The organism is Amycolatopsis sp. NPDC102522 (assembly GCF_055584485.1).
Window position 1 is genome coordinate 460,798 of sequence record NZ_JBVJLY010000002.1, and the last position, 25,265, is coordinate 486,062.

A 25,265-nucleotide genomic window follows, 5' to 3' on the forward strand; every position below is an offset into this window, starting at 1 on the left:
TAGTGCGCCACGCCTCACACAGGCCAGTTCCATCACACGGCCGCCACCGAGGGGGTTAGCCTGGTAGGCGCATCAGCGGTGTTCAAGATCTCGAGACGGATAGAGGCGAGTCCAAGCCGTGTCCAGCAGCAGCCCTGCGTCACAATTCGGCCCCAACGAGTGGGTCGTCGAGGAAATGTACGACCAGTTCCTCGCCGACCCCACCTCAGTCGATGCCGCCTGGCACGACTTCTTCGCGGACTTCAAGCCCACGCAGGACGCGCAGACGAAGGCTGACGACGCACGTCAGACCTCCGCGGAGACCGCCAAGGAGGGCGCGGGCGCCAACGGCCAGGCCGCCAAGCCGACGCCGCAGACGGTCCGCAACGCCGAGTCCACCGCGAAGCAGACCGCCCCGGCGGAGGCCGCCCCCAAGGCAGCGGCGAAGCCCGCTCCGAAGGCCGCCGCGCCCAAGGTCGAGAAGGCTCCCGCCAAGCCCGCCGAGAAGGCCGCCGAGCCGGAGTCGAAGCAGCTCCGTGGCGCCGCGGCGGCGATCGCGAAGAACATGGACGCCTCGCTGTCCGTGCCGACGGCCACGAGTGTGCGCGCCGTCCCGGCGAAGCTGATGGCCGACAACCGCATCGTCATCAACAACCACCTCAAGCGCACGCGCGGCGGCAAGATCTCCTTCACGCACCTCATCGGGTACGCGATGGTCCGGGCGCTGAAGAACTTCCCGAACATGAACCGGCACTACCAGCTGATCGACGGGAAGCCGTTCGCGATCACGCCGGAGCACGTGAACTTCGGTCTCGCGATCGACATGAAGGGCAAGGAAGGCTCCCGCACGCTCGTCGTGGCCTCCATCAAGGCCACCGAGAACATGACCTTCATGCAGTTCTGGCAGGCCTACGAGGAGATCGTCAAGAAGGCCCGCAACGGCAAGCTGACCGCCGACGACTTCGCCGGCACCACGATCTCGCTGACCAACCCCGGCGGCATCGGCACCAACCACTCGGTGCCGCGGCTGCAGACGGGCCAAGGCGCGATCATCGGCGTCGGCGCCATGCAGTACCCGGCGCACTTCGAGGGCACCAGCGAGAAGGCTCTGGTCGACCTCGGCGTGTCGAAGATCATGACGCTGACCTCGACGTATGACCACCGCATCGTCCAGGGCGCGGAGTCGGGCGAGTTCCTCAAGCGCATCCACGAGCTGCTGCTCGGCGAAGACGGCTTCTACGACGACGTCTTCACCAGCCTGCGCCTGCCGTACGAGCCGATCCGCTGGGTCGCCGACATCCCGGACGGCCCGGTCGACAAGACCGCGCGCGTGATCGAGCTGATCGACGCCTTCCGCATGCGCGGTCACCTGATGGCCGACACCGACCCGCTGAACTACCGGCAGCGCAGCCACGCCGACCTCGATGTCCTCTCCCACGGTCTGACCCTGTGGGACCTGGACCGCGAGTTCCCGGTCGGCGGTTTCGCCGGTCAGGAGCGGATGAAGCTGCGTGACATCCTCGGTGTCCTGCGTAACTCGTACTGCCGCACCGTCGGCATCGAGTACACGCACATCCTCGACCCCGAAGAGCGTCGCTGGATCCAGGACCGCGTCGAGATCCCGCACGAGAAGCCGGACCCCGCCGTCCAGAAGTACGTGCTCTCGAAGCTGAATGCCGCCGAGGCGTTCGAGACCTTCCTTCAGACCAAGTACGTCGGTCAGAAGCGGTTCTCCCTCGAAGGCGGCGAGACGGCGATCCCGCTGCTCGACACGCTGCTGGACAAGGCCGCCGAGCACGAACTCGACGAGGTCGTCATCGGCATGCCGCACCGCGGCCGCCTGAACGTGCTCGCGAACATCGTCGGCAAGCCGATCGCGCAGATCTTCCAGGAGTTCGAGGGCAACCTCGACCCGGGCCAGGCGCACGGCTCCGGTGACGTGAAGTACCACCTCGGCGCCGAGGGCAAGTACTTCCGCATGTTCGGCGACGGCGAGACGAAGGTGTCGCTGACCGCGAACCCGTCGCACCTGGAGACCGTCGACCCGGTCCTCGAGGGCATCGTCCGCGCGAAGCAGGACATCCTCGACAAGGGTGGCGAGGGCTTCACCGTCCTCCCCGTCCTGATGCACGGCGACGCGGCCTTCGCGGGCCAGGGTGTCGTGGCCGAGACCCTGAACCTGGCGCTGCTGCGCGGCTACCGCACCGGCGGCACCGTGCACGTCATCGTCAACAACCAGGTCGGCTTCACCACCGCGCCCGAGCACTCGCGTTCGAGCGAGTACGCCACCGACGTCGCGAAGATGATCGGTTCGCCGATCTTCCACGTGAACGGTGACGACCCCGAAGCCGCGCACTGGGTGGCCAAGCTGGCCGTCGAGTACCGCCAGGCGTTCCACAAGGACGTCGTGATCGACCTGATCTGCTACCGCCGCCGCGGTCACAACGAGGGCGACGACCCCTCGATGACCCAGCCGGCGATGTACGACATCATCGACACGAAGCGTTCGGTCCGGAAGACCTACACCGAATCGCTGATCGGCCGCGGCGACATCTCCGTCGAAGAGGCCGAGGCCGCGTTGCGCGACTTCTCCAGCCAGCTGGAGCACGTGTTCAACGAGGTCCGCGAGCTGGAAAAGCACGTGGCGAAGGCCAGCCCCTCGGTCGAAGAGGAGCAGCAGGTCCCGGCCAAGGTGCCCACGGCGACCACCACCGAGGTCATCGAGCACATCGGCGACGCGTTCCTCAACGTCCCCGAGGGCTTCACCCCGCACCCGCGGGTCAAGCCGGTCATGGAACGCCGCCACAAGATGTCCCGCGAAGGCGGCATCGACTGGGCGTACGGCGAACTGCTCGCCTTCGGTTCGCTGGCCATGGAAGGCCGTCTCGTGCGGCTGTCCGGCCAGGACTCCCGCCGCGGCACCTTCACCCAGCGCCACTCGGTGCTGATCGACCGCAAGACCGGCCAGGAGTACTCGCCGCTGGCCAGCCTGGCCGAGGGCCAGGGCCGCGTGATGATCTACGACTCGGCGCTCTCCGAGTACGCGGCCGTCGGCTTCGAGTACGGCTACTCCGTGGCCAACTCCGAAGCGCTGGTCATGTGGGAAGCGCAGTTCGGTGACTTCGTCAACGGCGCGCAGACCGTCATCGACGAGTACATCTCCTCCGGCGAGGCCAAGTGGGGCCAGCTCTCCGACGTCGTGCTGCTGCTGCCGCACGGCCACGAAGGCCAGGGCCCGGACCACACCTCCGGCCGCATCGAGCGCTTCCTCTCGCTGTGCGCCGAAGGCTCGATGACCGTCTCGGTGCCGTCGACCCCGGCGAACTACTTCCACCTGCTCCGCCGTCACGCTCTCGACGGAGTCAACCGCCCGCTGGTGGTCTTCACCCCCAAGTCGATGCTGCGCAACAAGGCCGCGACTTCGCAGGTCGAGGACTTCACCGGCCAGACGAAGTTCATGTCGGTCATCGACGACGCCGTGGTCGACCCGTCGAAGGTGCGCAAGGTCCTGCTGACGTCGGGCAAGCTCTACTGGGAGCTGGTGGCCGAGCGGACGAAGCGCGAGGCGAACGACATCGCGATCGTCCGTGTCGAGCAGTACTACCCGCTGCCCAAGAAGAAGCTGGTGGCGGCGCTCGAGCGCTACAACGGCGCTCCCGCGGTCTGGGTCCAGGAGGAGCCGGAGAACCAGGGTGCGTGGCCGTTCTTCGGCCTGAACCTGCCGCGGAAGCTCCCGGAGGTGTTCTCCAGCCTGGACGTCGTTTCGCGTCGTCCGATGGCGGCGCCGTCGGCCGGTTCGTCCAAGGTGCACGAGGTCGAGCAGAAGGCGCTCATCGCGCGGGCCTTCGACTGATCGCCTGACCTGTACGTGAAGGCCCCCTTCATTGCGCTAGACGCAGTGAAGGGGGCCTTCACGTACTTGGGTGTCGAATCCGGCGGGTCCCGTTCGTGTAGGGGGAAACGAACGAAGGAGACGCCATGAACACCCTGCTCGACGGCCTCAAGCTCCCCGAATCCGCGCGCTGGCACGACGGCCGTCTCTGGCTGGCGAACTGGGGCGGCGGCGAGATCCTCGCGGTCACCCCCGGCGGCGAGAGCGAAGTCATCGCGAACGTGCCGACCACGATGCCGATCACCTTCGACTGGCTTCCCGACGGCCGCCTGATCATCGTCCAGGGCCCCGAAGCCCGCCTGCTCAACACCGACCTGAGCGTCTACGCGGACCTCGCCCCCGTCGCCGCCTTCTGCAACGAGGTCGTGACAGACGGCCGCGGAAACGCCTTCGTCAACGGCTCGCACGACCTCCAGGCACCCGGCGTTCTCGCCGTCGTCACCCCGGACGGCGAAGTACGCCAGGTCGCCGAAGACATCCTGTTCGGCAACGGCATGGCCATCACACCCGACGACAAGACACTGATCGTCGCGGAGTCGTACGGCAACCGGCTCACCGCGTTCGACATCGGCGACGACGGTTCGCTGTCCGGCAGGCGAGTCTGGGCGGACCTCGGCGGCGACCACCCCGACGGCATCTGCCTCGATGCCGAGGGCGCCGTCTGGTACGCGGACGTGGCGGGCAAGTACTGCGTCCGCGTCCGCGAAGGAGGCGAAGTGCTGCAGAAGGTCGAGGCCGACCGAGGCTGCTTCTCCTGCACTCTCGGCGGCGAGGACGGGCGTTCGCTCTACGTCCTCGCCGCGGAATGGCACGGCTGGGAGAACCCATTCGGCGACGGGCCGACAGGGCAGGTCCAGGTCGAGAAGCTCTCCTAGCCGATCGCGCGGGAGGTCGCCTTCGCGACCTTCAGCGCGTTCTCCTTGCAGACCTTCTGGTCGACGACCCCGGAGGGGTCCGGGCCGGTCACGATGACCTGCGCGTCGACGTTGCCCTGGTAGAACCTGATCGTGCACTGGCTTTGGGAACTCATGGTGATGTAAGCGGCCTTGGTCGCTTTCTCCAGGCTCGGGATCACTTCGCCGCCGTCGTCGAACGCGTTCTCGTAACCGGCCTTGGCCGTGTCCTCTCCGTTGCCCGTGCCCGGTTCCGCCGACTTCGCGAGGTACATGGTGACCAGCGCGGAAGGCGCCTTGTACTCACGCCAGCTGCAGTCCGACGCGTAGAGCTCGATGCTCGAGTCCGAGGTGCTCGCGCGCCGCTGCCCTGTCGGGTTCTCCAGCGGTGGTAGGTTCCGCACGCCCTGCCCGATCTTGTCGCAGGTCGGCAGCACGGTGTACTTGTCCGGCGGGCCGGTCTTCTTCGACGAGGTCGGCGCCGCGGACGAAGACGAACCGGAGTCACCGGAGAGCAGCAGGACGGCCGCGACCCCGCCGCCGCCGAGCACCACCACCGCGGCGACGACGAGCCCGACGATGAGCCCGGTGTTCGACTTCTTGGGCGGCGGCGGGCCGTACCCGGGCGGCGGGTAGCCCGGGTAGCCCTGCGGCGGATACGGTTGCTGAGGCCCCTGCTGATAGGGCGGTCCGGGCTGCATACGCAGAGAGTAGAGCCCCACCACGGTCCTTAGTGGACGAACACCGCAAATGGGCGCGCGTCACACTAGTTGTGGATGGTGACCTTCACCGGTGCCGACCAAGCGGCCCCGTTCGGCCCGGTGGCCAGGGCCGATACCGAATGCTCCCCGTTGGAGATCTTGGTCGTGTTCCAGTTGATGTTCCAGTTCGGACCGGAGTTGGCGGTGCCGATGAGGGTCTTCTGGGCGACGTAGAACGCCACCGTGGTCGTGTTCGTGGCCGTGGCGTTCGCGAGAGTCGTCCCCCTGACCGTCTCTCCCGTCGCCGGACTGGTGATCGTCGCCGTGACCCCGGTAGGGCAGGCGTTCACCCAGGAGCACATGTTGAGCACGATGATCCCGACCGTCGCACCCGCCCCGGCCAGCAAGGTCTGCAGGATGACCACGACGCCCGCGGCCGTGATGGCGAGACCGACCGATCCCATCAACACAGCGCAGGCGATGACGGGGGCGGCACCGGCCGTGAGCAACGCGGCGGCGAGCGCGAGGAGCGCGGCGGCCGCGACGGCGACGATCCAGCAGGTGATCTTGCAGATCCAGCAAGGCGCCGCGGCTTCCGGGCCCGCACCCACCGCTTCGATATCGGTGAGCGGCGCCAGTGTGTTGTAGATCGTGGTGTACTGCGCCGCCGTCGGCATCGTGGAAAAGAACACGTAGGAACTGGTGTCCGCGTTCGTGATCGTGACCGTCCAGGTGCCCGGCATGGGAGTCTTGATCATGCAGCTTTGGAGCATCGTCGGATCGTTGCCGGAACAGACGACGAAACGGCTGTCGGTTTCGCTCGGCCCCACCGTATTGCCACCGGGATCCTTCAGGGAGACATTGACCCCGGCGGGATAGCCACCGCCGTCCGTCGTCACGCTGCCCATCAGATAGGGCACGTCGTGATCGACGACGATCGTCAAGGTCTGGGTGGTGTCCTCACTCAACGTGCCCCGCAAAGCCGCCAGCGGGTGAATCTCCCCGACTCTCGCCGAGTCGGAATTCTGTGCGGGAATCACATATCCCGCGCAATAGCAGTTCGGCCCGTCGACTTGGTTCTGCACCAGCACGGCCATCTCGCCGCCCCTTTCGTGCCACCTCCGAAAAACTGGGACATGCTCGTGCCACCGACACGGCGATCGCGGGCGCACCAAGGCGACCACGGACACCGCGATCATGTTCGGCCACGGAATGCGAATTCGTCCGCGTCGATCGCGCCGTTTCCCGGCCGCCAGGGGAAAATCGCGATGAGTGAATGCCCGAGGCCCTTTGCGCGCCGACTCCGAGAAGTATCCACTCGGCGGCCGGGCCTGCCCAGACCGGTTCGACTATGTCAGCCTTTCGGGATTCCTCGTCACCCGTCCGCCAGAGGACACAAAGGATTCCCTGTAGCCGCAAGGCGTTCCGGGTTTTTGACAAAGACGCAGGTCAGGAAATGAACCGTGCGCCGGGCACGGAAAGGCCCCCTTCCCAGCAGGAGGAAGGGGGCCTTCACGTACTCCAGGGGTGGATCAGAGGGTCAGCGACCAGCTGTTGAGGGAGCCGGTGTCGACCCGGTACACGTCCTGCACCTTGAGCTTCCAGGCGCCGTTCGCGGCCTCGGCCGCGGCGTTGACGGTGTAGGTGGTGTTGATGTTGTCGGACGAGTCGTTGCTCGAACCCTTCAGGCGGTACGAGGTGCCGTCCGGCGCGACCAGGTCGATGACCAGGTCACCGACGTAGGTGTGCGTGATGTTCACCGCGACCTTGGTGGTGGCCGAGGCGTTGCGGGCGCAGTTCGCGACGGTGACCGTGCTGGTCACCGCGGCACCGGCGTCGGGGATGGCGACGACGCCGCTGTTGGTCTGCGTGCCACACGGCGTCGGCTCGGGGCCGGGGCCACCGCCGGAACCGGTGTTGAGCAGCACGTTCGGCGAACCGGTGCCCGGGCTGGTCACCTTGTCCTTGACGCCGGCGTTGACCAGGGCGTCACGGACCTGGGCGGGCGTGGCGGTCGGGTTGGCGGAGGCGTAGAGAGCCGCCGCGCCGACGACGTGCGGGGTCGCCATCGAGGTGCCGCTGATGGTGTTGGTGCCGTTGTTCAGCCACGTCGACGTGATGCCGCTGCCCGGCGCGAAGATGTCGAGGCAGGTGCCGATGTTGGAGAAGTCGGACTTGGCGTCGGTGTTGGTGGTCGAGCCGACGGTGATCGCCTCGGGCGTGCGGGCCGGGGAGGTGTTGCACGCGTTCTGGCCGTAGTCGTTACCGGCCGCGACACCGTAGGTGACGCCGGCCGCGATCGACCGCTGGACGGCCTGGTCGAGGGTCGCCGAGGCGCCGCCACCGAGGCTCATGTTCGCGACGGCGGGCTTGACGGCGTTCGCGGTCACCCAGTCGATACCGGCGATGACACCGGCTGTCGTCCCGGAACCGGAGCAGTTCAGCACGCGGACGGCGACGAGCTTGACGCCCTTGGCCAGACCGTGCGCGGTACCGCCGATGGTGCCGGCGACGTGGGTGCCGTGGCCGTTGCAGTCCGTGGCGTCGTTGTCGTTGTCGACGGTGTCACGACCGTGGGTCGCGCGTCCGCCGAAGTCGGGGTGCGTGGTGAGGATGCCGGTGTCGACGACGTACGCGGTGACGTTCGACGCCGTGGTGCTGTAGCTGTACTTCTGGTCCAGCGGGAGGCTCTGCTGGTCGACCCGGTCCTGGCCCCACGACGGTGGGTTCAGCTGGTCCGTCGAGGCCGAGACGGTCTGGTTCTGCTCCACGTAGGCGACAGCGGGATCGGCCGCGACACGCTTCGCCTGCTTTTCGGTCAGGGCACCGGAGAAGCCGCGGACCGACGACGCGAAGGTCTTCTCGACCGTGCCGCCGTGGCGGTTCGTCACGCTCTTCGCGGTGGCCTCGACCGAAGAACCGTCCTTCAGCACGACGATGTAGCTGTCCTTGATCGCCTTCGCGCTGCCCGCGTTGACGATCGAGCCTTCCGCCGCCGACGCGACAGTCGTGCCGCCGAGCGCCGTCAGCACGGCGACAGCCGCCGTGACACCGAACACCGGCAGTCGTCTCTTCAAGGATCCCAGGGAATTGTTCAAGATATTCCTCCCAGGCAGGGTCGACCCGCGGACAGGAGATGTCCGCCGGATCGTTGGGTGAATCGGAAGGTGAAGCGCGTTCACTCGAGGAACGCAGGCTGAGACTAAGTCGCCTTTTCACCCCAAGGAAGACCTTGCATTACGGACATCCGGGTAGTAATGGGCGTCACATCGACGCAGCTCGGGTACCGTTCAGCCCCCGCCTTTAGTCGCGTTTTGCGCCCGTACGGCCCACGAAGAATGGGGAATCCGCACATCCGGTGGTCGTTTTACGGACCTCTGATCGTTTCACCGGCACGGAAGTACACACGGATGGCCGCCTACTAAAGTCGCGACGTCCCGGCGCGGAAATCGATTTCCATCCTACCTTCGGAGGGAGCACACTCTGGCGCATGCTGCTCCGACAGGAAAACCCGGCCGACATCGAGCCGATCCACGCCGTCCATCTGGCCGCGTTCGCGAAACACAGTGTCCCGGTGGTCGAGGCGAAACTCGTCGACGAACTCAGGGCCGACGGTGATCTGATCGGCGCACTGTCCATCGTGGCCGAACGCGACGGGAAGGTCGTCGGGCACGTCTGCTGCAGCCCGTCCCGGCTCGGCTCCGACGAGAAGTCGACGGTCGGCCTCGGCCCGCTCGGTGTCCTGCCCGAGTATCACGCCTCCGGCGTCGGCTCCGCGCTCGTGCACGCCGTGCTCGGCGCGGCGGACGCGCTCGGCTACGGCGCGGTGGTCCTGCTGGGCGACCCGAACTACTACTCGCGCTTCGGCTTCGTTCTCGCCGATCAGTACGGGATCACGCCGCCGGTCGCGGAATGGGCGCCGCATTTCCAGGTCCGCACCCTGCGCGCGTACACGCCGGAACTCCGGGGCGACTTCCGCTACTCCCCCGCTTTCGACCGACTGTAGATCCGTCCGCGTTTCGTCCTCCGAATGCGATGGTTGCGCACGCGAGTACCGCATTCAGCGGACGAAACGCAGGACGTCTCAGGCGGGGGCGAGGAGGTTGTTCCGCCGCAGGAACTCCTCGGCGACGTCGAGCGGGTTGCGCTTCTCCTCGCTGAACTGGACGTTCAATTCGGTCAGCTGATCGGTCGTGAGCGCCGCCGAGACCCGGTTCAGCGCGTCGACCTCCTTCGGCGACAGCGTCCCCTTCGCGACGAGCGGCACGATGTTCTGCGCGGGGAACATGTTCTTGTCGTCCACCAGCGGCACGAAGCCGTTCGCGGCGATCGTCGACGACGTGCTGAACAGGTCGGCGACCTGGATGTCGCCGGATTTCAGCGCGGCGACCGTGACCGGGCCGCCGGTGTCGGTCGTGCGGACCTCGGCGAACTCGCAGCCGTAGAGCGTCTTGATCTTTTCCTTCCAGCGGCTGCTCCACTGGCCGGGACCGCCGAACACGAGTTCCTTGCACCGCTTGCCGAGATCGGAGAAGGTCCTGATCCCGGAATCGGCGAGTTCCTTGCGCACCACCAGAAGATCCTTGTCCTCGGCGGGTGCCTGCTCCAGCACCTCGAACCCGGACGGCAACTTCTGCTTCAGCTGCGTGTAGACGTCCTGCGGGGTGGTGGCCTGCGTCTCCTTGTCGAAGTAGCGCAACAGGTTCCCGCTGTAGTCCGGCACCACCGAAAGCGACTTGTCCTGCAGTGCCTTGACGACGACCTCGCGGCTGCCGACCGGCGGGCGCACGGTCACGTTCTCCGCTCCCGCGTTGCGCAACGCTCCCGCGTAGATCTGGGCCAGCAGAAGGCTTTCCCCGACATCGGACGCGCCGATGATGATGTCGCCGGTCGCGCCGCCCTCGGCGCCGCCGGCGAGCGGGTTGCCGCAGCCCGCAGACAGCACCGCCAGCAAGGCGATCCCGGCGAACAGCGCCGCCACCGTCCGCTTCATACCTTGGCCTTCTTCCCGCTCGCGACCTGCGCCAGCCGAACTCCCTTGGGCACCAGCAAACGCTGGACACCGGCCAGGATCAGATCCAGCACGACTGCGAGCAACGTCGTCAGGACCGCGCCCGCGACCACCTGGGGATAGTCCAAAATGGCCAGTCCGTCGAGCAGGAACCGGCCAAGGCCGCCAAGCCCGACGTACGCGGCGACGGCGGCCGTCGCCACCAGTTGCAGCACCGAGTTCCGCACCCCGCCGAGCACCAGCGGCAGCGAGATGGGCACCTCGACCTTCCACAACCGTTGCCAGCCGGTCATTCCGATGCCCTGAGCCGCGTCGACCACGCCGTGGTCGGTCGCCTGCAGGCCCGCGTACGTCCCGGCGAGGATCGGCGGGACGGCGAGCACCACGAGCCCGATGATCGTCGAGATCTCGCTTTCGGTGAAGAGCAGGAACAGGAAGGTCACCAGCCCCAGCGTCGGCAGCGCGCGGATCGCGTTGCCCCCGCTCACCAGCAGTACCGCGCCGCGGCCGGTGTGCCCGACGTAGAGCCCGAGCGGGATCGCGACGATGAGCGCGAAGACCAGCGCCAGCACCGTGTACCCGAGATGCTGCAGCAGCCGGGCCGGGATGCCGTCCGTGCCCTGCCAGTGGGCCGGGTCGCCGAACCAGTTCAGGACGTCGCCGATCATTTCGCCCCCGCCGTGGTCGCCACCCGGTCCCAGGGTGTGAGGAGATTGCGGAGCTGGACCAGCACCAGGTCGACGATCAGCGCGAGCAGCAGGGTCGCGACGATCCCGACGACGATCGGTGAGAAGTACTCACGCTGGAAGCCGTCGGTGAACAGCACGCCGAGCCCGCCGGTGCCGATCAGCGCGCCGACGCTGACCAGGCTGATGTTGCTGACCGACGCCACCCGGACGCCCGCCGCGAGCACCGGCACCGAAAGCGGCAGCTCCACGCTGAGGAATCGGCGCGCGGGTTTGTAGCCGACAGCCGTGGCCGCGGCGACGACGTGCGGCGGGACAGCGTCGAGCGCGTCCAGCACCGGGCGCACCAGCAGGGCGGCGGTGTAGACGGTGAGCGCGACGATGACGTTGACACTGTCGAGGATCTTGGAGCCGATGATGCCCGGGATCACCACGAACAAGGCGAGTGACGGGATCGTGTACAGCAGGTTCGACACCACCAGCAGCACCGAACGCGCCGCGGCGAACCGGTGTCCGAGCCAGCCCGCGAGTACCGCGATCACCAGGCCCAGCACCAGCGGGACCAGTGAGAGATAGATGTGGTCGAGCAGATCGCCGAAGAACTGCGAGCGGTTGTTGGCGCTGCCGAGATAACGTCCGAGTTCCGCGAAGAAGTCCCCCATCAGGAACCCAGCGGCAGCGCCTCGATCACTTCGAGGACTTGCTTGGCTCTGACCACGCCGAGGACCTTGAGGCCGTCGTCGACCACCACGCCGAGACTCGCGGGCGACGAAAGCGCCGCGTCGAGCGCGCCGCGGATCGGCGACCCCTGGACGTAGAGCGACCCGCCAGCGACGAGATCGGTCTCCGCGAGTTCTCCGTCCACAGTGGACCCAGGACGCAGCCAGCCGCGCGGCTGCCCTTCGGCGTTGACAGCCACCAGCCACTCGTCGGACGGTCCGGGGGCGGGCTTGCCGACCTCGACCCGCTTGACCTCTTCGACGACGATCCCTTCCGCGGAAAGGAAGGAGAGGCCGCGGTAGCCGCGGTCCTTGCCCACGAACGACGCGACGAAGTCGTCGACGGGATGGCGCAACACGTCCGAGGGCGTGCCGTACTGCGCGAGCACACCACCGACACGGAGCACGGCGATCTTGTCGCCGAGCCGCACGGCCTCGTCGATGTCGTGGGTGACGAACACGATCGTCTTCCCCAGCTGGGACTGCAGGCGCAGCAGTTCGTCCTGCAGTTCCTCGCGGACGATCGGGTCGACGGCGGAGAACGGCTCGTCCATCAGCAGCACCGGCGAATCCGCCGCGAGCGCCCTGGCGACGCCGACGCGCTGCTGCTGGCCGCCGGAGAGCTGCGCGGGATAACGTTTGCCGAGTTCCGCGGGCAGTCCGACGGTTTCGAGCAGTTCGGCCGCGCGTTTGCGCGCCTTGCCCTTGTCCCAGCCGGTCAGCAGCGGCACGGTGGCGACGTTGTCCAGGACTGTCCTGTGTGGAAAGAGCCCGGCGTGCTGGATGACGTAGCCGATGCCACGGCGCAGCAGCGCCGGGTCGCCGTCGCTGACGTCCTTGCCGTCGAGCAGCACGGCACCCGAGGTCGGCTCGACCATGCGGTTGATCATCCGCAGCGACGTGGTCTTGCCGCAGCCGGACGGCCCGACGAAGACGGTGATGGTGCCGTCGTCCACGGTGAGGTTCAGGTCGTCGACCGCGACCGTCCCGTCCGGATACCGCTTGGTCACGCCACGGAACTCGATAGTCACGTGTCTCTCCCCATGTCTGGTCGAAAAACCGTAGCCCACATCGGCCCTGTTGGCACGGTGTCTCAGGGATCGGTTCACTAGGCTGCGGGCCGTGAGTCCTTCCGTCGATGACGTCCTCGCGGCGCACGGTGTCCACGTGCGACCGCTCCATCAGGTGATTTCCCTGCTCCGGACGGATTGGCGTGACCTCGGCGAGCTGGTCCGGATCAGCACCGCGCCGCGCCGGAGCGTCGAAGACGTCCTGAACGCGCTCGGCGACGACCTCGAGCGGGACGAGTCCCGTTTCCGGCTGGCCCCGGCCGCCCGTGAGACGTACGCGCGCTTCGGGGCCCGGGACCGGAAAACCGATCCCGACCTGCTGAAGACCATCACCAGCTACGTCGAAAACGTGCCCACGCCGCTGGCCGCGCTCGACCACGTGCAGGCGACTCCCGAGACCGTGCTGAACCGCGCGCTGTGGCTGGACGAGCGGTACGACCTCGAAACGGCGAAGCTGCTGTTCCTGGGTGACCACGACCTCACTTCGCTGGCCGTGCGCGCGTTGCGGCCCGACGCGGATCTCACCGTCGTCGACCTCGACGACCGTGTGCTGGCCTACATCGACGAACTCAGCGAGCGGTCCATCCGCACCCTGCACACGGATCTGCGCGTCGGGCTGCCGCCGTCGGTGGCCGGGCGGATGGACCTCGTGTTCAGTGATCCGCCTTACACCCCCGAAGGAATGGGCTTGTTCGCGGCGCGCGGGGTCCAGGCGCTCAGCGAACCCTCGGACGGGCGGCTGCTGCTGGCCTACGGCTACAGCCCCCGGCATCCCGCGCTGGGCGCGCAGGTGCAGCGGGCGCTCGCGACGCTCGGGCTGACCTTCGAGGCGATCCTGCCGGACTTCAACCGGTACTTCGGCGCGCAGGCGATCGGGAGCGCGGCGGACCTCTACGTCTGCCAGCCGACCGCGAAGTCGAAGAAGAACCGCGGCGGCAAGGGGAAGGCCGCGATCTACACGCATGGACCGCAGTCGGTGGAGTCCGCCGGCGCGGCCAAGCCGTCACTGCTGGACAAGCTGCACGAAATCGCCGCCGAGGGCGGGCTGGCGCTGGAGTCGCGGCCGGTCGACTGGTCCGTTTCCGGGCCGGAAGGCGACGCTGTCGCGATGGACCTTTCGGCCGACCCCGGCCCGTGGCTGCTGCGGACCCTGCTGGGCACCAACGCGCGACGGCTGGCGCTGCTGGTCCCGAACTCGCATCCCGACCTGACGAACGCCGAGGCGCAGGGCGCGCTCAACCGGCTGGTCGGGGCAAAGTACCGGCTGCGGCTGCTGCGGAGCACCCCGGACAACCGGCACGCCGTCGTCGTCGCGGACGCCGTCGAGCACCAGGAGGAACTGCTGACCCGGGCGCACGCGCGGCTGGCGAACGTCTCCCTGGACGTCCCGTCGGACCTGACGGACGCACGGCTGATCGACCTGCCCCGGCACCGGCTGACGGAACTGCTCGGCTGAGGTCCGGCCGGGTGGCGTGTTCACGCACTCCGTCCGTGCGCCGACTCCGGGGTGGGGGGGGGGGGGGCGGGGGGGGGGGGGGGTGTTGGGAGAGAAAGCGAGGGGAGGGCCCCCCCCCCCCCCCCGGCGGCGGGGGGGGGGGGGGCGGCCCCCCCCCCCCCCCCCCCCCCGCCCCCCGCCCCCCCCCCCCCCCCCCCCCCCCCCCCCCCCGCGGCGTGGCCGGGCTTTCGCAACGCCCTCCGGCACTTCTTCGACCTGCCTCGGCACCGGCTGACGGAACTGCTCGGCTGAGGCGCGCAACCCCCCGCGCGCTATGAAAGGCCCGTTACTTGCAGAATTTGCAAGTAACGGGCCTTTCATAGCACTTGAGCAAGCGTGAAAGGGACCCTCAGACGACGCCGTCGGCCTCGGCGGCCTTCGCGACCGCGGCGGCCACCTCGGGCGCGACGCGCGGGTCCAGCGGGCTCGGGACGATGCGGTCCGGGCCCAGGTCGTCCTGCGCGACAGCGAAGATCGCTTCGGCCGCGGCCAGCTTCATGTTCTCCGTGATCGCCCGCGCACCGGAGTCCAGCGCGCCGCGGAAGACGCCGGGGAACGCCAGCACGTTGTTGATCTGGTTCGGGAAGTCGCTGCGCCCGGTCGCCACGATCTTGGCGTACCGCGACGCCGCGGCCGGATGGACCTCCGGGTCCGGGTTGGACAGCGCGAACACGATCGCGTCGTCGGTCATCCCGGCCAGCAGGGACTCGTCGATGGTCGCCCCGGACAGGCCCAGGAAGACGTCGGCGCCCTTGAGCGCCTCGCCGAGGCCGCCGCGCAGACCGGCCGTGTTCGTGGTCTCGGCGAGCTTCTGCTTGATCGGGTTCAGGCCCTCGCGACCGGAGTGGATGATGCCGCGCGAGTCGAGCACGGTGACGTCCGCGACGCCGGCGTTCTGCAGGATCCTGGCGCAGGCCACACCCGCCGCGCCCGCTCCCGAGACGACCACGCGCTGGCCGGAGATGTCCTTGCCGAGGACCTGGTTCGCCCCGCGCAGCGCGGCCAGCGTCACGATCGCCGTGCCGTGCTGGTCGTCGTGCATGACCGGGCAGTCGAGGGCCTCCTTGAGGCGGTCCTCCAGCTCGAAGCAGCGCGGCGCCGAGATGTCCTCCAGGTTCACCGCGCCGAACGACGGGCGCAGCCGGACCAGGGTCTCGATGATCTCGTCGACGTCGGTGGTGTCGAGCACCAGCGGGATCGAGTCGAGCCCGCCGAAGGTCTTGAACAGGACCGACTTGCCCTCCATGACCGGCAGCGAGGCACTCGCGCCGATGTCACCGAGGCCGAGCACCGCCGTACCGTCGCTGACCACCACGACCAGCCTGTCCGCCCACGTGTACCGCTTCGCCTTGGCCGCGTCCTCGGCGATAGCCCGGCTCACCTTCGCCACCCCAGGCGTGTACGCGACCGAGAGGTCACGGGGCGAGGAGATCGGGCGCGTCGCGGCCACGGAGAGCTTGCCGCCCTCGTGTCCTTCGAAGATCTCGGTGTCCGTCACTGGCGTGGTCATCGTGGTTCCCGTCATTGCTTCCGCCGCGTCTAAGGACGGCGAAGTCTCGATTCGAGCGAAGGTCATGGGATTCTCCTGGGACTGCGAGCGGGGGAACTGGCCGGTGAGCAGGCCAAAACTGGGCATGGCCCGGCCACCTGGGGTAACTCGTCCTCCGACACGGCAGCCCAGCGCGGTAGCGCCGGCCTGTCGGCGAAGCGTCCAATCGGCCATCGGTGCCGTGGGTGTGGCGACGGCCGCGGACGCAGCGGTCAGATCATTGTGACAGGCATGCGGACCAGTGTGCCCCTCTGGTGCGGTTCATGTCACAAACGGCTCCGGCTTTCCGCAGCTCAGAGGAGGTTTCCCAAGACGTCCGTCCGGCTTGGGAAAGGCTCGTTAGCATTGAGGTATGCAAGCCAGGCGCCTCAGCATCCCCGAATGTTTCGAGTTCACCCCGCGTGTTTTCCCCGATCACCGCGGCCTGTTCGTGGCGCCGTTCCAGGAAGAGGCCTTCGTCGAAGCGGTCGGTCACCGGCTTCGCCTGGCGCAGACCAACACCAGCGTTTCCCGGCGCGGCGCCATCCGCGGCCTGCATTTCGCGGACACCCCGCCCGGGCAGGCCAAATACGTGTACTGCCCGAGCGGTTCGATCCTGGACGTCATCGTCGATCTCCGGGTCGGCTCGCCCACCTTCGGCGAATGGACGTCCGTGGTGCTCGACAGCACCGAATACAAGGCCGTCTACATCGCCGAAGGCCTCGGCCACGCTTTCATGGCGCTCGAAGACGACACGGTCATGACCTACCTCTGCTCCGAGCCGTACAACCCGGGGGCCGAGCACGGCGTCAACCCGATGGACGCCGATCTCGCGCTGCCGTGGCCGCAGGAAATCGAACCCGTGGTGTCCGAAAAGGACGTCGACGCGCCCCACCTGAAAGAGGCCTTGGAACAGGGATTGCTGCCGCGGTACGACGAATGCGTCAAGTACTACGAGAAGTCGCGGGCCGAGGGCTGACTCAGCGCGGCACGTCCTCCCGCAGCACGCGTTCGACGTTCCGCTCCGCCAGCGCGGTGATCGTCACGAAGGGGTTCACCCCGGTGCTGCCGGGGATCAGCGATCCGTCGGTCACGTAGAGATTCCGGTAGCCCTTCACCCGGCCGTACGAGTCGGTGGCCTTGCCCAGCACCAACCCGCCCAGCGGGTGATAGGTGAACCGGTTCTCGAACGACCGCGTGTCGCCGAACAGGTCGCTCCGGTAGATCGTGCGATTCGCCCGGTTGACCTTGTCGAACAGCGACTTCGCCGCGTCGATCGACGGCTTCCCCTGCGAAGCGCGCCACTGGAGCCGCGCGGAGTCGCTCGCGGCGTCGTAGGTGAAGTGGCCGCGTTCGGGGTTCTTCGTGATCGCCAGGTACAGGCTCAGCCACGTCTCGATCCCGGCCGGCACCGGCGCGACCTCGGCGAAGACCGGGTTCACCGGGTCGTCCCACGCGTCGATGCCGAGCGCGGGCATCCCCGACTGCAGTGATCCGCCGAGATCCCACGCGTGGTTGGCGCGGCCCAGCATCACGTTGCCGTTGGTGCCCCAGCCGCGGCCGACCTCGTCGTTCAGCTCGGGCAGGGTCCCGGTCTCGCGGGCCCGTACGAGCAGTTCCGTCGAACCGAGGCTGCCGGCGCCGAGGAACAGGTACTTCGCGCCGAGCTGTTTCCTCGCCACGACCGCGCCGTCCTCGGCGGTTTCGTGCACGGTGAGGACGTAGGTGCCATCGGTCTGGCGGGTGATCCCGCGGACCTGGTGCAGCGTCTTGATGGTCACGTTCCCGGTGCCCAGCGCGGCCGCGAGATAGCTCTTGTCGAGGGAACGCTTGCCGTGGTTGTTGCCGTAGATGACCTCCGACGCGAGCGCCGACCGCGGCACCGTGCCCGCTTCTTCCCGCTTCATGTACTCGAAGTCGTAGACGCTGGGCACGAACACGGTCTTGAGTCCCGCTCGCGCCGCCGCCTTCCGGGAAACCCGCGCGTAGCGATAGGAACGGCAGGTTTCGAACCAGTCCCGGTCGATGTCGTTCACACCGAGGGCCCGGTTGGCCCGGGGGAAGTACGTCCCGTACATCTCGTCCGCGTCGATGTCGGGCAGGATCTCCTCGAAGTACGAGCGCTTCGGCGTCACGGCCATCGCGCCGTTGACCAGCGAACCGCCGCCGACGCCCCGGCCGACGTAGACGGACATGTCGCCGTAGTTCACCCTGTCGAGCACCCCGGGGTACCGCTTGATGTCCCGGTTGGCCAGGTCCAGCCAAAGGAACGACGCGAGCGGTGCCTGCGTGCGGTCCTTGAACCACGCGGCCCGCTGGTCGGGCCGGAGCATGTCGCAGAAGACCTTGCCGTCCGGGCCGGGGTCGGCCCACAGCTTGCCTATCTCGAGCATGACGGTGGGGATCCCGGCTTCGCCGAGGCGGAGCGCGGTGACCGCGGCGCCGTAACCGGTGCCGACGACCACCGCCGTCGAGAAGCCCGGGGTCGTTTCTTCGGCCTGAGCGGCGGAAATCGTGGTGAGCCCGAGAGCGGCGGCGGAGTTGAGCGCGGTGAACCCGAGGAACTTGCGGCGCGACAGTGGGGACATGGGCCGATGATCGCCCGCCGTTCGAGGCGCCTTCAAGACCGAATCCGAAATGGATTCGCGTCAGCTGGGTAAACACCGTTTATTTCACTCGAACGGGGTGATTCCAGGGATCCCCTGGGTGGCTTCCCCGATGTGTCCCAGACCTCCACAGACCACTCTTTCCGGTCATGAGACGTCTTCTCGCAGCGGCCGCGGCCGCGCTCTCCGCCGCCGCCCTCGTCGCTCTTCCCGGCCACGCCTCCGCGGCGTCGTCCCCCGTGCCCGAGTTCGACTTCTCCGCCTGCCCCGCCCCGCCCACCGACGCCGACCCCGGCACCTGGCGCTGCGAAGCCTTTGTCTCCCAGGGGGTCCTGACTATCGGCGCCCACGAGATCCCGATCGGAGAGATGCGGCTGACGTTCTCCGAAGGCAAAGTGGACGGGAAGTTCGCGCAGGTCTTCGGCGAACTGCGGCACGCTCCCGCCCGGGTCCCCGGCACTTTCGGCGCGAGCCTGCGGCTGAAGTACGGCGGTTACTCGGACTTCCTGTCGAACGACGAGCGACGCGGCGAGCTGGACCTCTACGCGGTCCTGCGGCATCCGTTGCTGCCCAAGGGATGCACGATCGGCACCCTCGAGACGCCGCTTCACTCGGTGGTCAAGGACGACCCCGCGGTGCCCCTCGAGGTGATCTCGCAGAACCCGAAGACGGTGAAGTTCGGCGTCGTCGACGCCCAGCTCGCCGTGCCGCGCACGACCGGCTGCGGACCCCTGGCGCGGCAGGCCGACCAGTTGCTCGGCCTGCCGTCGCCGAGCGGGGAGAACACCTTCAAGCAGGTGACCTACGTCCAGTTCAAGCCCCTCTGACTCCCGCAGGCTTACTTCTTCTTGGTCACCCAGATGGTGATGGTCGCGGTCACGACGGGCTTCCCGTTCGTGTCCGTGATCGTCACCGGCACGGGGAGTTCGAAGCTCTCGTCGCCGAATTCCGGCAACTCCGGCAGCTCTGCGACGGCCCGCAGGCCGGTCTCGGCCTTCGCCACGTAGGCGACCGTCATCCCCTTGGGCAGCCAGCGATGCGTCGTCGGGACGGTCGCCTCGGCGAGCATGCCCATGGCGATCTCGGCGAGGTTGCATGCCGCTATCGCGTGAAAAGTCTTGATGTGGTTGTAAACACCCCACCACTTCGGGGACGTCACCTCACACCGGCCGGGACGCAGTTCGCGCACCGCCGGGAGCACCGTCCGGAAGTACGGCACACGCAGGCACATCGCCGCCGAGAACAGCTGTTTGCCGACCGGCTTCCCGGCCAGCCGGTTCCACATCGCGTAGGTCGGATTCTGCGCCATCACGGTCTCCTCATCATGTTACTCGTCAGTAGCATAACCGGACCGCAGGCTATATTCGCAACCGTGGCTCATCGGCTCTTCCTCCTCCGGCACGGCCAGACCGAATGGTCCGTCAACGGACGGCACACCGGACGCACCGACATCCCGCTCACGACCGCGGGCGAAGGGCAGGCCCGCGCGGCGGGCGGCACCCTGCGCGCGGTGCTCGGCGGCAACCCGGCGCTCGTCCTTTCCAGCCCTCGCACCCGCGCGCTGCGGACGGCCGAACTGGCCGGTCTGCGCGTCGACGAGATCACCGAAGAACTGGCCGAATGGGATTACGGCGACTACGAGGGCGTCACCACCCCGGTGATCCGCGAGACCGTTCCCGGCTGGACGGTCTGGTCGCATCCGATCCCCGGCGGCGAAAGCACGGAGGACGTCAACGCCCGCGCCGACAAGCTGATCGACCGCGTCCGCGAACCGCTCGCCAAAGGCGACGTGATCCTGGTCGGCCACGGGCACTTCAGTCGCGTCCTGGTCGCGCGCTGGGTCGGCCTGCCGTCGACGGCGGGCGTCCACTTCGGACTCGACCCGGCGGGTGTCGCGGTGCTCGGCGACGAACGCGGCGAGCCCCAGATCGAACACCTCAACCTGCTCCCCACGACGGAGGACTAGTGGCCGACGAACGGATCCGACGCATCCGCGAAGAAGACGTGGACGCCGTCGTCCAGCTCGTCTACGACCTCGCCGAGTTCGAACGCGCCCCGGACGAATGCCACCTCACACCCGAGCAGCTGCGCGTCGCACTGTTCGGCGAGGCGCCGGGCCTGTTCGGGCATGTCGCCGAGGTCGACGGCGAGATCGTCGGCTACGCGCTCTGGTTCCTCAACTTCTCAACCTGGCGCGGCGTGCACGGCATCTACCTCGAAGACCTCTACGTCCGCCCCGAACAGCGCGGCTCCGGTCTCGGCAAGGCACTCCTGGCCACCCTCGCGGCGGTCTGCGTCGAGCGCGGTTACGCCCGCCTCGAATGGTCGGTGCTGAACTGGAACCCGGCTCAGGGCTTCTACAAGTCGCTCGGCGCGGTGCCGATGGACGAGTGGACCGTGGACCGGCTCACCGACGAACCCCTGAAGGCGCTGGCCGCCCAGGTCTAGCGAGGGACGAAGGCGTAACTCGCGTGATCAGACACGTAACTCACGTGCTTGGAGCCGGATCTCGCGTGATTCAGGAGTCGCGTTCCTCGCGTTCGCGACGCGCGGCACGGCCGGCGGCGCCGTCACGTTCGGCGGCCTCTTCCTCGGTCTCGCCTTCCCGTAGCCCGAGTGCCCACGCGCGCGACGGGCGGCGGAACAGCAGCACGAGGACGGCGACGCCGATCAGGCCCAGCGGCACGCCCCACAGCGGCTGCCCGGACGGGCCCGCGCCGTACCAGCCGACCCCGACCAGGATCAGCGCGACGACCACGCCGGGCGACCTCGCCCAGGTCTTCCCCAGCACCAGCCCGGCCGCGCAGGCCACCGTTCCGGCGGCGAGGACGAGGTAATAGGTGACCTCGGCCAGGAGGTTCCCCGGTCCGGCTTGGCCGTTGACCAGGAGCAGGACCGCGAACACGATCAGGGCGAGCCCCGGCAGCGCGGTGATGGCCCCGGCGAGGCGGACTTCACGGGGCGCGGGCGAGAGTTTGTCGGCGATGGACACGGCGAAACAGCCTTCCAGGCTTCCGGACACGGCACTCCACCAGGGCGGGTCACCGTACGTGAGCACTTTCGATCGTATGCCACCCGGTCGGCCGTTTTCGTCCGGCCGCCGACAGGGAAAAAATGGAGGTGTCGTCGATGAGCGGGCGGTCGGCCCGGGTGCACTTGTCACGACTGAGCTGTCACTCACCGGCAGTGAAGGAGGGACGCCCGCCACAGGGGCCACACGGTGCTGTCTCAAGGGCGTGCTGCTTCGAGGACGTCTCGCGCGGCTGAGCTTCGCGTCACGTGAAGCTCCCACCTTCGGGCCGTAGTCACTTACCCTGCGGTATGTGCGTGCCATCCTCGTCGTGAATCCCCAGGCCACCTCGACCACCGCCGGTGGCCGTGACGTGCTTGCGCACGCACTGGCCAGCCAGGTCAAACTCGACGTGGTGGAGACCGACTACCGCGGCCACGCGATGGCCGTGGCGCGGTCCGCCGCCCGCGACGGGATCGACCTGGTGGTCGCCCACGGCGGCGACGGCACGGTCAACGAAGTGGTCAACGGCCTGCTCGCGGACGCCGACGGCGACCCGGGGAAGGTGGGCGGCGTCCCCATGCTCGGTGTCGTGCCGGGCGGCTCGGCGAACGTCTTCGCCCGCGCGCTGGGCATCGCGCACGATCCAGTGGAAGCGACCCATCAGCTCCTCAACGCCATCGAGAACGACCGAAGCCGCAAAGTCGGCCTCGGGATCGCCGACGGCCACTGGTTCACCTTCAACGCCGGCCTGGGCTGGGACGCCGACGTCGTCGGCCGCGTGGCCAACCGCCGGGGCAAGCAGACCACCACGGGGCTCTACGTGAGGGCCGCGGTGGCGTCGCATCTGCGTCCTCCGCTCGGCCGTCCACCCCTCACCGTCAGGATCCCGGGTGAAGAGCCCACCGAAGTGCTGACCGCTTTCGTGTCCAACACCGACCCATGGAGTTACCTGGGGGACCGTCCCGTCCACCTGAACCCGGGCAGCTCGTTCGACAGCGGATTGGGCCTTTTCGCGTTGAGCGGTCTGAAATTGCCCACCGTGTTCAAGCATGTACGGCAAGCATTGCTCACGAAGAGCAACCAACGCGGACGACGTCTCCTTCGTCACGATGACCTGCCGATGATCCGCATCGACGCTGCTGAACCGGTAAACTTCCAGGTGGACGGCGACCTCGTCGGCCAGCGGAAAAGAGTGGAGTTCTTCAGCGTCCCGGAAGCACTGACGGTAATCGTCTGACGACCGGACCGCTGATCGCCTGCGGCAAAGTACGACCTGCCGCTCATCGACGCAGAACCTCCGCTCACCGCATCGGCCTTCCCTTCGGGAGGCTGTTTCGGAACGAAACCGCAGGTCAGAAGCGTCGCTCGGCCGGGTGAGCTGACTCACCGATCTTCAGAAAACCCTTGTCGAAACGGGTGCTTCGTGAAAGCATTCACAAGCACCCAAAAAAACGACCGCCATGACGACTATGGCGCGGAGTACCGCGCCGTTATGAAGGAGCTCAGAAACATGGACTGGCGCCATGACGCGGCCTGCCGAGACGAGGACCCCGAGCTGTTCTTCCCCGTGGGAACCAGCGGTCCTGCTCTGTCGCAGGTAACTCAGGCGAAATCCGTGTGCCACCGTTGCACCGTCGCTTCCGACTGCTTGGCCTGGGCATTGGCCAGCGGACAGGATGCAGGCGTGTGGGGCGGGATGAGCGAGGACGAGCGACGGGCCCTGAAGCGCCGTCGTACGCACATCGGCACGCGTACCTCCGCCTGAGTTTTTCAAAGACTCAGCACGCTTCATCGCAACATCTGAAAACTCGGCAAGAACCCCAAGCTTCGGGTAATCCCGCGGCGCAGTGGCTGTATGGCCCTGCGTTGCGAGGTGATACCTACCCGACTTGAGCTTAACAAGCGAGGCCGACACACCCCCATGCGGGGTATGGCTTCCAGGACTTTTTCCCAGTCCTCCCGCGGAACCGTTACAGGGCCGGCGCCACTTCTCTTCGGGCGCCGGCCCTAAAACGTGTCCGGATGAGACTGTCCCTTGAGGATGATCACAAGGGACAGTCCACTGCGGACTCTCGAACTCAAAGACGGCGAGACAGCGGGATCCTCAGGGCTGCTTCGGTTCCCGCCCGGCGGCCGCCGGATTCCTCGGACTCCCCGCGCAGACCGCGGATCGACAGCGAGCCGCGCAGTTCCGACTCCACCAAGGTCCGCACGATCTGCAGTCCGAGGCCGTCGCTGCGTTCCAGGGAGAACCCCGAAGGCAGTCCGCGCCCGTTGTCGCGGATGACGACGTCGAGCCAGCGGGCGGATCGTTCCACCTCGAGTTCGACCTTGCCCGGCCGTCCGTCGGGGAACGCGTGCTCGATGGCGTTCTGGACCAGTTCGGCCAGCACCATCACCAGCGGCGTCGCGATCTCGGCGACGACGACGCCGAACGAGCCCGTGCGCGAAAGCCCGACCTGCGATTCGGCCGTCGCGACCTCACCGACCATCGGGAGGACGTTGTCGAGCAGCTTGTCGAGATCGACCCGCTCGTCCACCGAGATGGACAGCGCCTCGTGCACCATCGCGATCGACGAAACCCGGCGCACGGACTCGCCGAGCGCGAGCCGCGCCTCCTCACTGGAGGTCCGGCGCGACTGGAGCCGCAACAACGCGGCGACGGTCTGCAGGTTGTTCTTCACCCGATGGTGGATTTCACGGATGGTCGCGTCCTTCGAAAGGAGGGCGCGGTCACGGCGCTTCACCTCGGTGACGTCGCGCACCAGCACCAGCGCGCCGGCGGCCTGCCCTGCCGGGCGCAGCGGCAGCGCACGGAACAGCACGACGGCACCGCGGCGGGAATCCGCCTCCGTGCGGCTGCTGGGCTTGCCGTCGAGCGCCTCGATGATCCGGTGCGAAACCTCGGTCGCGTCGAACGGGTCGCGGATGAGTGACCTGGTCAGCGGCGCGAGTCGCTGACCGACGAGGTCGGACTCATGCCCCATCCGGTGATAGGCCGACAACCCGTTCGGGCTGGCGAAGACCACGGTGCCGGTCGGGTCGAGGCGGATCAGGCCGTCGCCGACCCGCGGGCTGGTGTGCGTGTCCGTCTGGTTCCCCGGGCTGGGGAAGGTGCCGTCGACGATCATCTGGCACAGGTCGCCCGCGCTGCCGAGATAGGCGATTTCGAGCGGGCTCGGCACCCGCGAGGCCGCCAGGTTGGTCTCGCGGCTGAGGACGGCGATCACAGTGCCGCCGAACACCACCGGGATGGCCTCACGGCGCATCGGGAGGTCGCGGTACCAATGCGGGTCTTCTTCGCGGCAGATCCGCACCTCGCGGATCGCCTTGGCCAGCTGAGGGTGCTCGCCCTCGGTGAACCGGGAGCCGACGACGTCCTCCGGATGGGCCGTCGGCGCCGTCGTCGGGCGCGCGTGCGCGACGCACACGTAGTCGCCGCCGTCGGGCTGCAGCTCTTCCGAGACGGCGACCCAGAGCAGGAAGTCGGCGAAGGACAGATCGGCCAGCAGCTGCCATTCGGCGACCACGGTCTGGAGATGGTCCGCGGCTTCACCGGACATGCCGGTGTTCTCCGCGAGCAGATCGGAAAGGGTGGACACGTCCCCATCCAAGCAGGGTGAGGGCCGCATGACACACTGGAGAGGTTGACCCTGGCCCAGCGGTGTCGTA

Annotated in this window: 22 protein-coding genes; 10 read left to right on the plus strand and 12 right to left on the minus strand. The window is 67.9% G+C overall.

Translation table 11 applies throughout. The annotated features are described in order from the left end of the window. The first annotated feature begins 118 nt into the window (after positions 1-118). Together ACZ6YV_RS08070 and ACZ6YV_RS08075 are read left to right on the plus strand one after the other, a co-directional pair. Positions 119-3,832, plus strand: a complete 3,714-nt coding sequence (locus ACZ6YV_RS08070; RefSeq protein WP_465508940.1) for a multifunctional oxoglutarate decarboxylase/oxoglutarate dehydrogenase thiamine pyrophosphate-binding subunit/dihydrolipoyllysine-residue succinyltransferase subunit — start codon at positions 119-121, stop codon at positions 3,830-3,832. A 125-nt stretch (positions 3,833-3,957) separates the two neighbouring features. Continuing rightward, entirely contained in the window at positions 3,958-4,746 is a 789-nt protein-coding gene (locus ACZ6YV_RS08075) for an SMP-30/gluconolactonase/LRE family protein (protein WP_465508941.1), read from the plus strand. Here ACZ6YV_RS08075 and ACZ6YV_RS08080 read toward each other — a convergent pair. The 3 genes from ACZ6YV_RS08080 to ACZ6YV_RS08090 form a co-directional block, all read right to left on the minus strand. After that, positions 4,743-5,465: a hypothetical protein gene (locus ACZ6YV_RS08080; RefSeq protein WP_465508942.1), complete on the minus strand. Its 723-nt coding sequence runs from the start codon at positions 5,463-5,465 to the stop codon at positions 4,743-4,745. The genes ACZ6YV_RS08075 and ACZ6YV_RS08080 overlap by 4 nt on opposite strands. Before the next feature lie 65 nt (positions 5,466-5,530). Beyond that, on the minus strand, positions 5,531-6,562 hold the full coding sequence (locus tag ACZ6YV_RS08085; RefSeq protein ID WP_465508943.1) for an Ig-like domain-containing protein: 1,032 nt from the start codon (positions 6,560-6,562) through the stop codon (positions 5,531-5,533). Between the two features lie 435 nt (positions 6,563-6,997). Beyond that, positions 6,998-8,563 (minus strand): S8 family peptidase, encoded by a 1,566-nt coding sequence (locus ACZ6YV_RS08090; protein WP_465508944.1) that lies wholly within the window; start codon positions 8,561-8,563, stop codon positions 6,998-7,000. Between the two features lie 392 nt (positions 8,564-8,955). Between ACZ6YV_RS08090 and ACZ6YV_RS08095 the strand changes: the two genes are divergently transcribed. Then, positions 8,956-9,471, plus strand: coding sequence for a GNAT family N-acetyltransferase (locus ACZ6YV_RS08095; protein ID WP_465508945.1), 516 nt, complete (start codon positions 8,956-8,958; stop codon positions 9,469-9,471). A 78-nt stretch (positions 9,472-9,549) separates the two neighbouring features. Here the strand turns inward: ACZ6YV_RS08095 and ACZ6YV_RS08100 are convergent, their stop codons facing one another. The 4 genes from ACZ6YV_RS08100 to ACZ6YV_RS08115 are packed head-to-tail and all read right to left on the minus strand — an operon-like array spanning position 9,550 to position 12,912. Next, positions 9,550-10,458: an ABC transporter substrate-binding protein gene (locus tag ACZ6YV_RS08100; protein WP_465508946.1), complete on the minus strand. Its 909-nt coding sequence runs from the start codon at positions 10,456-10,458 to the stop codon at positions 9,550-9,552. Next, complete coding sequence (locus ACZ6YV_RS08105; RefSeq protein WP_465508947.1) at positions 10,455-11,144, minus strand: ABC transporter permease; 690 nt, start codon at positions 11,142-11,144, stop codon at positions 10,455-10,457. Before ACZ6YV_RS08105 ends, ACZ6YV_RS08100 begins: the two co-directional genes overlap by 4 nt. Continuing rightward, positions 11,141-11,824 (minus strand): ABC transporter permease, encoded by a 684-nt coding sequence (locus ACZ6YV_RS08110; protein WP_465508948.1) that lies wholly within the window; start codon positions 11,822-11,824, stop codon positions 11,141-11,143. Before ACZ6YV_RS08110 ends, ACZ6YV_RS08105 begins: the two co-directional genes overlap by 4 nt. Further along, positions 11,824-12,912: an ABC transporter ATP-binding protein gene (locus tag ACZ6YV_RS08115; protein WP_378239895.1), complete on the minus strand. Its 1,089-nt coding sequence runs from the start codon at positions 12,910-12,912 to the stop codon at positions 11,824-11,826. The genes ACZ6YV_RS08110 and ACZ6YV_RS08115 overlap by 1 nt, the downstream gene beginning before the upstream one ends. A gap of 91 nt (positions 12,913-13,003) precedes the next feature. On the opposite strand from ACZ6YV_RS08115, the gene ACZ6YV_RS08120 reads away from it, so the two are divergent. After that, a complete protein-coding gene (locus ACZ6YV_RS08120) occupies positions 13,004-14,407 on the plus strand; it encodes a bis-aminopropyl spermidine synthase family protein (RefSeq protein ID WP_465508949.1) in 1,404 nt (467 codons plus the stop codon). 388 nt (positions 14,408-14,795) lie between these two features. Here the strand turns inward: ACZ6YV_RS08120 and ACZ6YV_RS08125 are convergent, their stop codons facing one another. Beyond that, positions 14,796-15,971: an NAD(P)-dependent malic enzyme gene (locus ACZ6YV_RS08125; protein ID WP_378239893.1), complete on the minus strand. Its 1,176-nt coding sequence runs from the start codon at positions 15,969-15,971 to the stop codon at positions 14,796-14,798. A gap of 376 nt (positions 15,972-16,347) precedes the next feature. On the opposite strand from ACZ6YV_RS08125, the gene rfbC reads away from it, so the two are divergent. Continuing rightward, positions 16,348-16,953 (plus strand): dTDP-4-dehydrorhamnose 3,5-epimerase, encoded by a 606-nt coding sequence (gene rfbC, locus ACZ6YV_RS08130; protein WP_465508950.1) that lies wholly within the window; start codon positions 16,348-16,350, stop codon positions 16,951-16,953. 1 nt (position 16,954) lies between these two features. Here rfbC and ACZ6YV_RS08135 read toward each other — a convergent pair whose 3' ends face one another. After that, positions 16,955-18,562: a GMC oxidoreductase gene (locus tag ACZ6YV_RS08135; RefSeq protein WP_465508951.1), complete on the minus strand. Its 1,608-nt coding sequence runs from the start codon at positions 18,560-18,562 to the stop codon at positions 16,955-16,957. A 167-nt stretch (positions 18,563-18,729) separates the two neighbouring features. Between ACZ6YV_RS08135 and ACZ6YV_RS08140 the strand changes: the two genes are divergently transcribed. Next, positions 18,730-19,407 carry a hypothetical protein gene (locus ACZ6YV_RS08140; protein WP_465508952.1) on the plus strand — a complete coding sequence of 226 codons (678 nt, stop codon included), beginning with the start codon at positions 18,730-18,732 and terminating at the stop codon, positions 19,405-19,407. Between the two features lie 11 nt (positions 19,408-19,418). Here ACZ6YV_RS08140 and ACZ6YV_RS08145 read toward each other — a convergent pair whose 3' ends face one another. Beyond that, complete coding sequence (locus tag ACZ6YV_RS08145; protein WP_465508953.1) at positions 19,419-19,889, minus strand: hotdog fold domain-containing protein; 471 nt, start codon at positions 19,887-19,889, stop codon at positions 19,419-19,421. A 63-nt stretch (positions 19,890-19,952) separates the two neighbouring features. Between ACZ6YV_RS08145 and ACZ6YV_RS08150 the strand changes: the two genes are divergently transcribed. Then, on the plus strand, positions 19,953-20,546 hold the full coding sequence (locus tag ACZ6YV_RS08150) for an acid phosphatase (RefSeq protein WP_465508954.1): 594 nt from the start codon (positions 19,953-19,955) through the stop codon (positions 20,544-20,546). Then, on the plus strand, positions 20,546-21,028 hold the full coding sequence (locus ACZ6YV_RS08155) for a GNAT family N-acetyltransferase (RefSeq protein WP_465508955.1): 483 nt from the start codon (positions 20,546-20,548) through the stop codon (positions 21,026-21,028). The genes ACZ6YV_RS08150 and ACZ6YV_RS08155 overlap by 1 nt, the downstream gene beginning before the upstream one ends. Positions 21,029-21,098: 70 nt before the next feature. On the opposite strand, the gene ACZ6YV_RS08160 is transcribed toward ACZ6YV_RS08155, so the two are convergent. Further along, positions 21,099-21,602, minus strand: coding sequence for a hypothetical protein (locus ACZ6YV_RS08160; RefSeq protein ID WP_465508956.1), 504 nt, complete (start codon positions 21,600-21,602; stop codon positions 21,099-21,101). A 301-nt stretch (positions 21,603-21,903) separates the two neighbouring features. Here ACZ6YV_RS08160 and ACZ6YV_RS08165 point away from each other — a divergent pair, with 301 nt between their 5' ends. Continuing rightward, positions 21,904-22,830, plus strand: a complete 927-nt coding sequence (locus ACZ6YV_RS08165) for a diacylglycerol/lipid kinase family protein (protein WP_465508957.1) — start codon at positions 21,904-21,906, stop codon at positions 22,828-22,830. Positions 22,831-23,103: 273 nt separating this feature from the next. Further along, the gene (locus tag ACZ6YV_RS08170; RefSeq protein WP_026466945.1) at positions 23,104-23,358 is read left to right on the plus strand and encodes a WhiB family transcriptional regulator; all 255 of its coding nucleotides are present in this window, start codon (positions 23,104-23,106) and stop codon (positions 23,356-23,358) included. Positions 23,359-23,671: 313 nt separating this feature from the next. Here the strand turns inward: ACZ6YV_RS08170 and ACZ6YV_RS08175 are convergent, their stop codons facing one another. After that, positions 23,672-25,195, minus strand: coding sequence for a sensor histidine kinase (locus tag ACZ6YV_RS08175; RefSeq protein WP_465508958.1), 1,524 nt, complete (start codon positions 25,193-25,195; stop codon positions 23,672-23,674). Between the last annotated feature and the right edge of the window lie 70 nt (positions 25,196-25,265).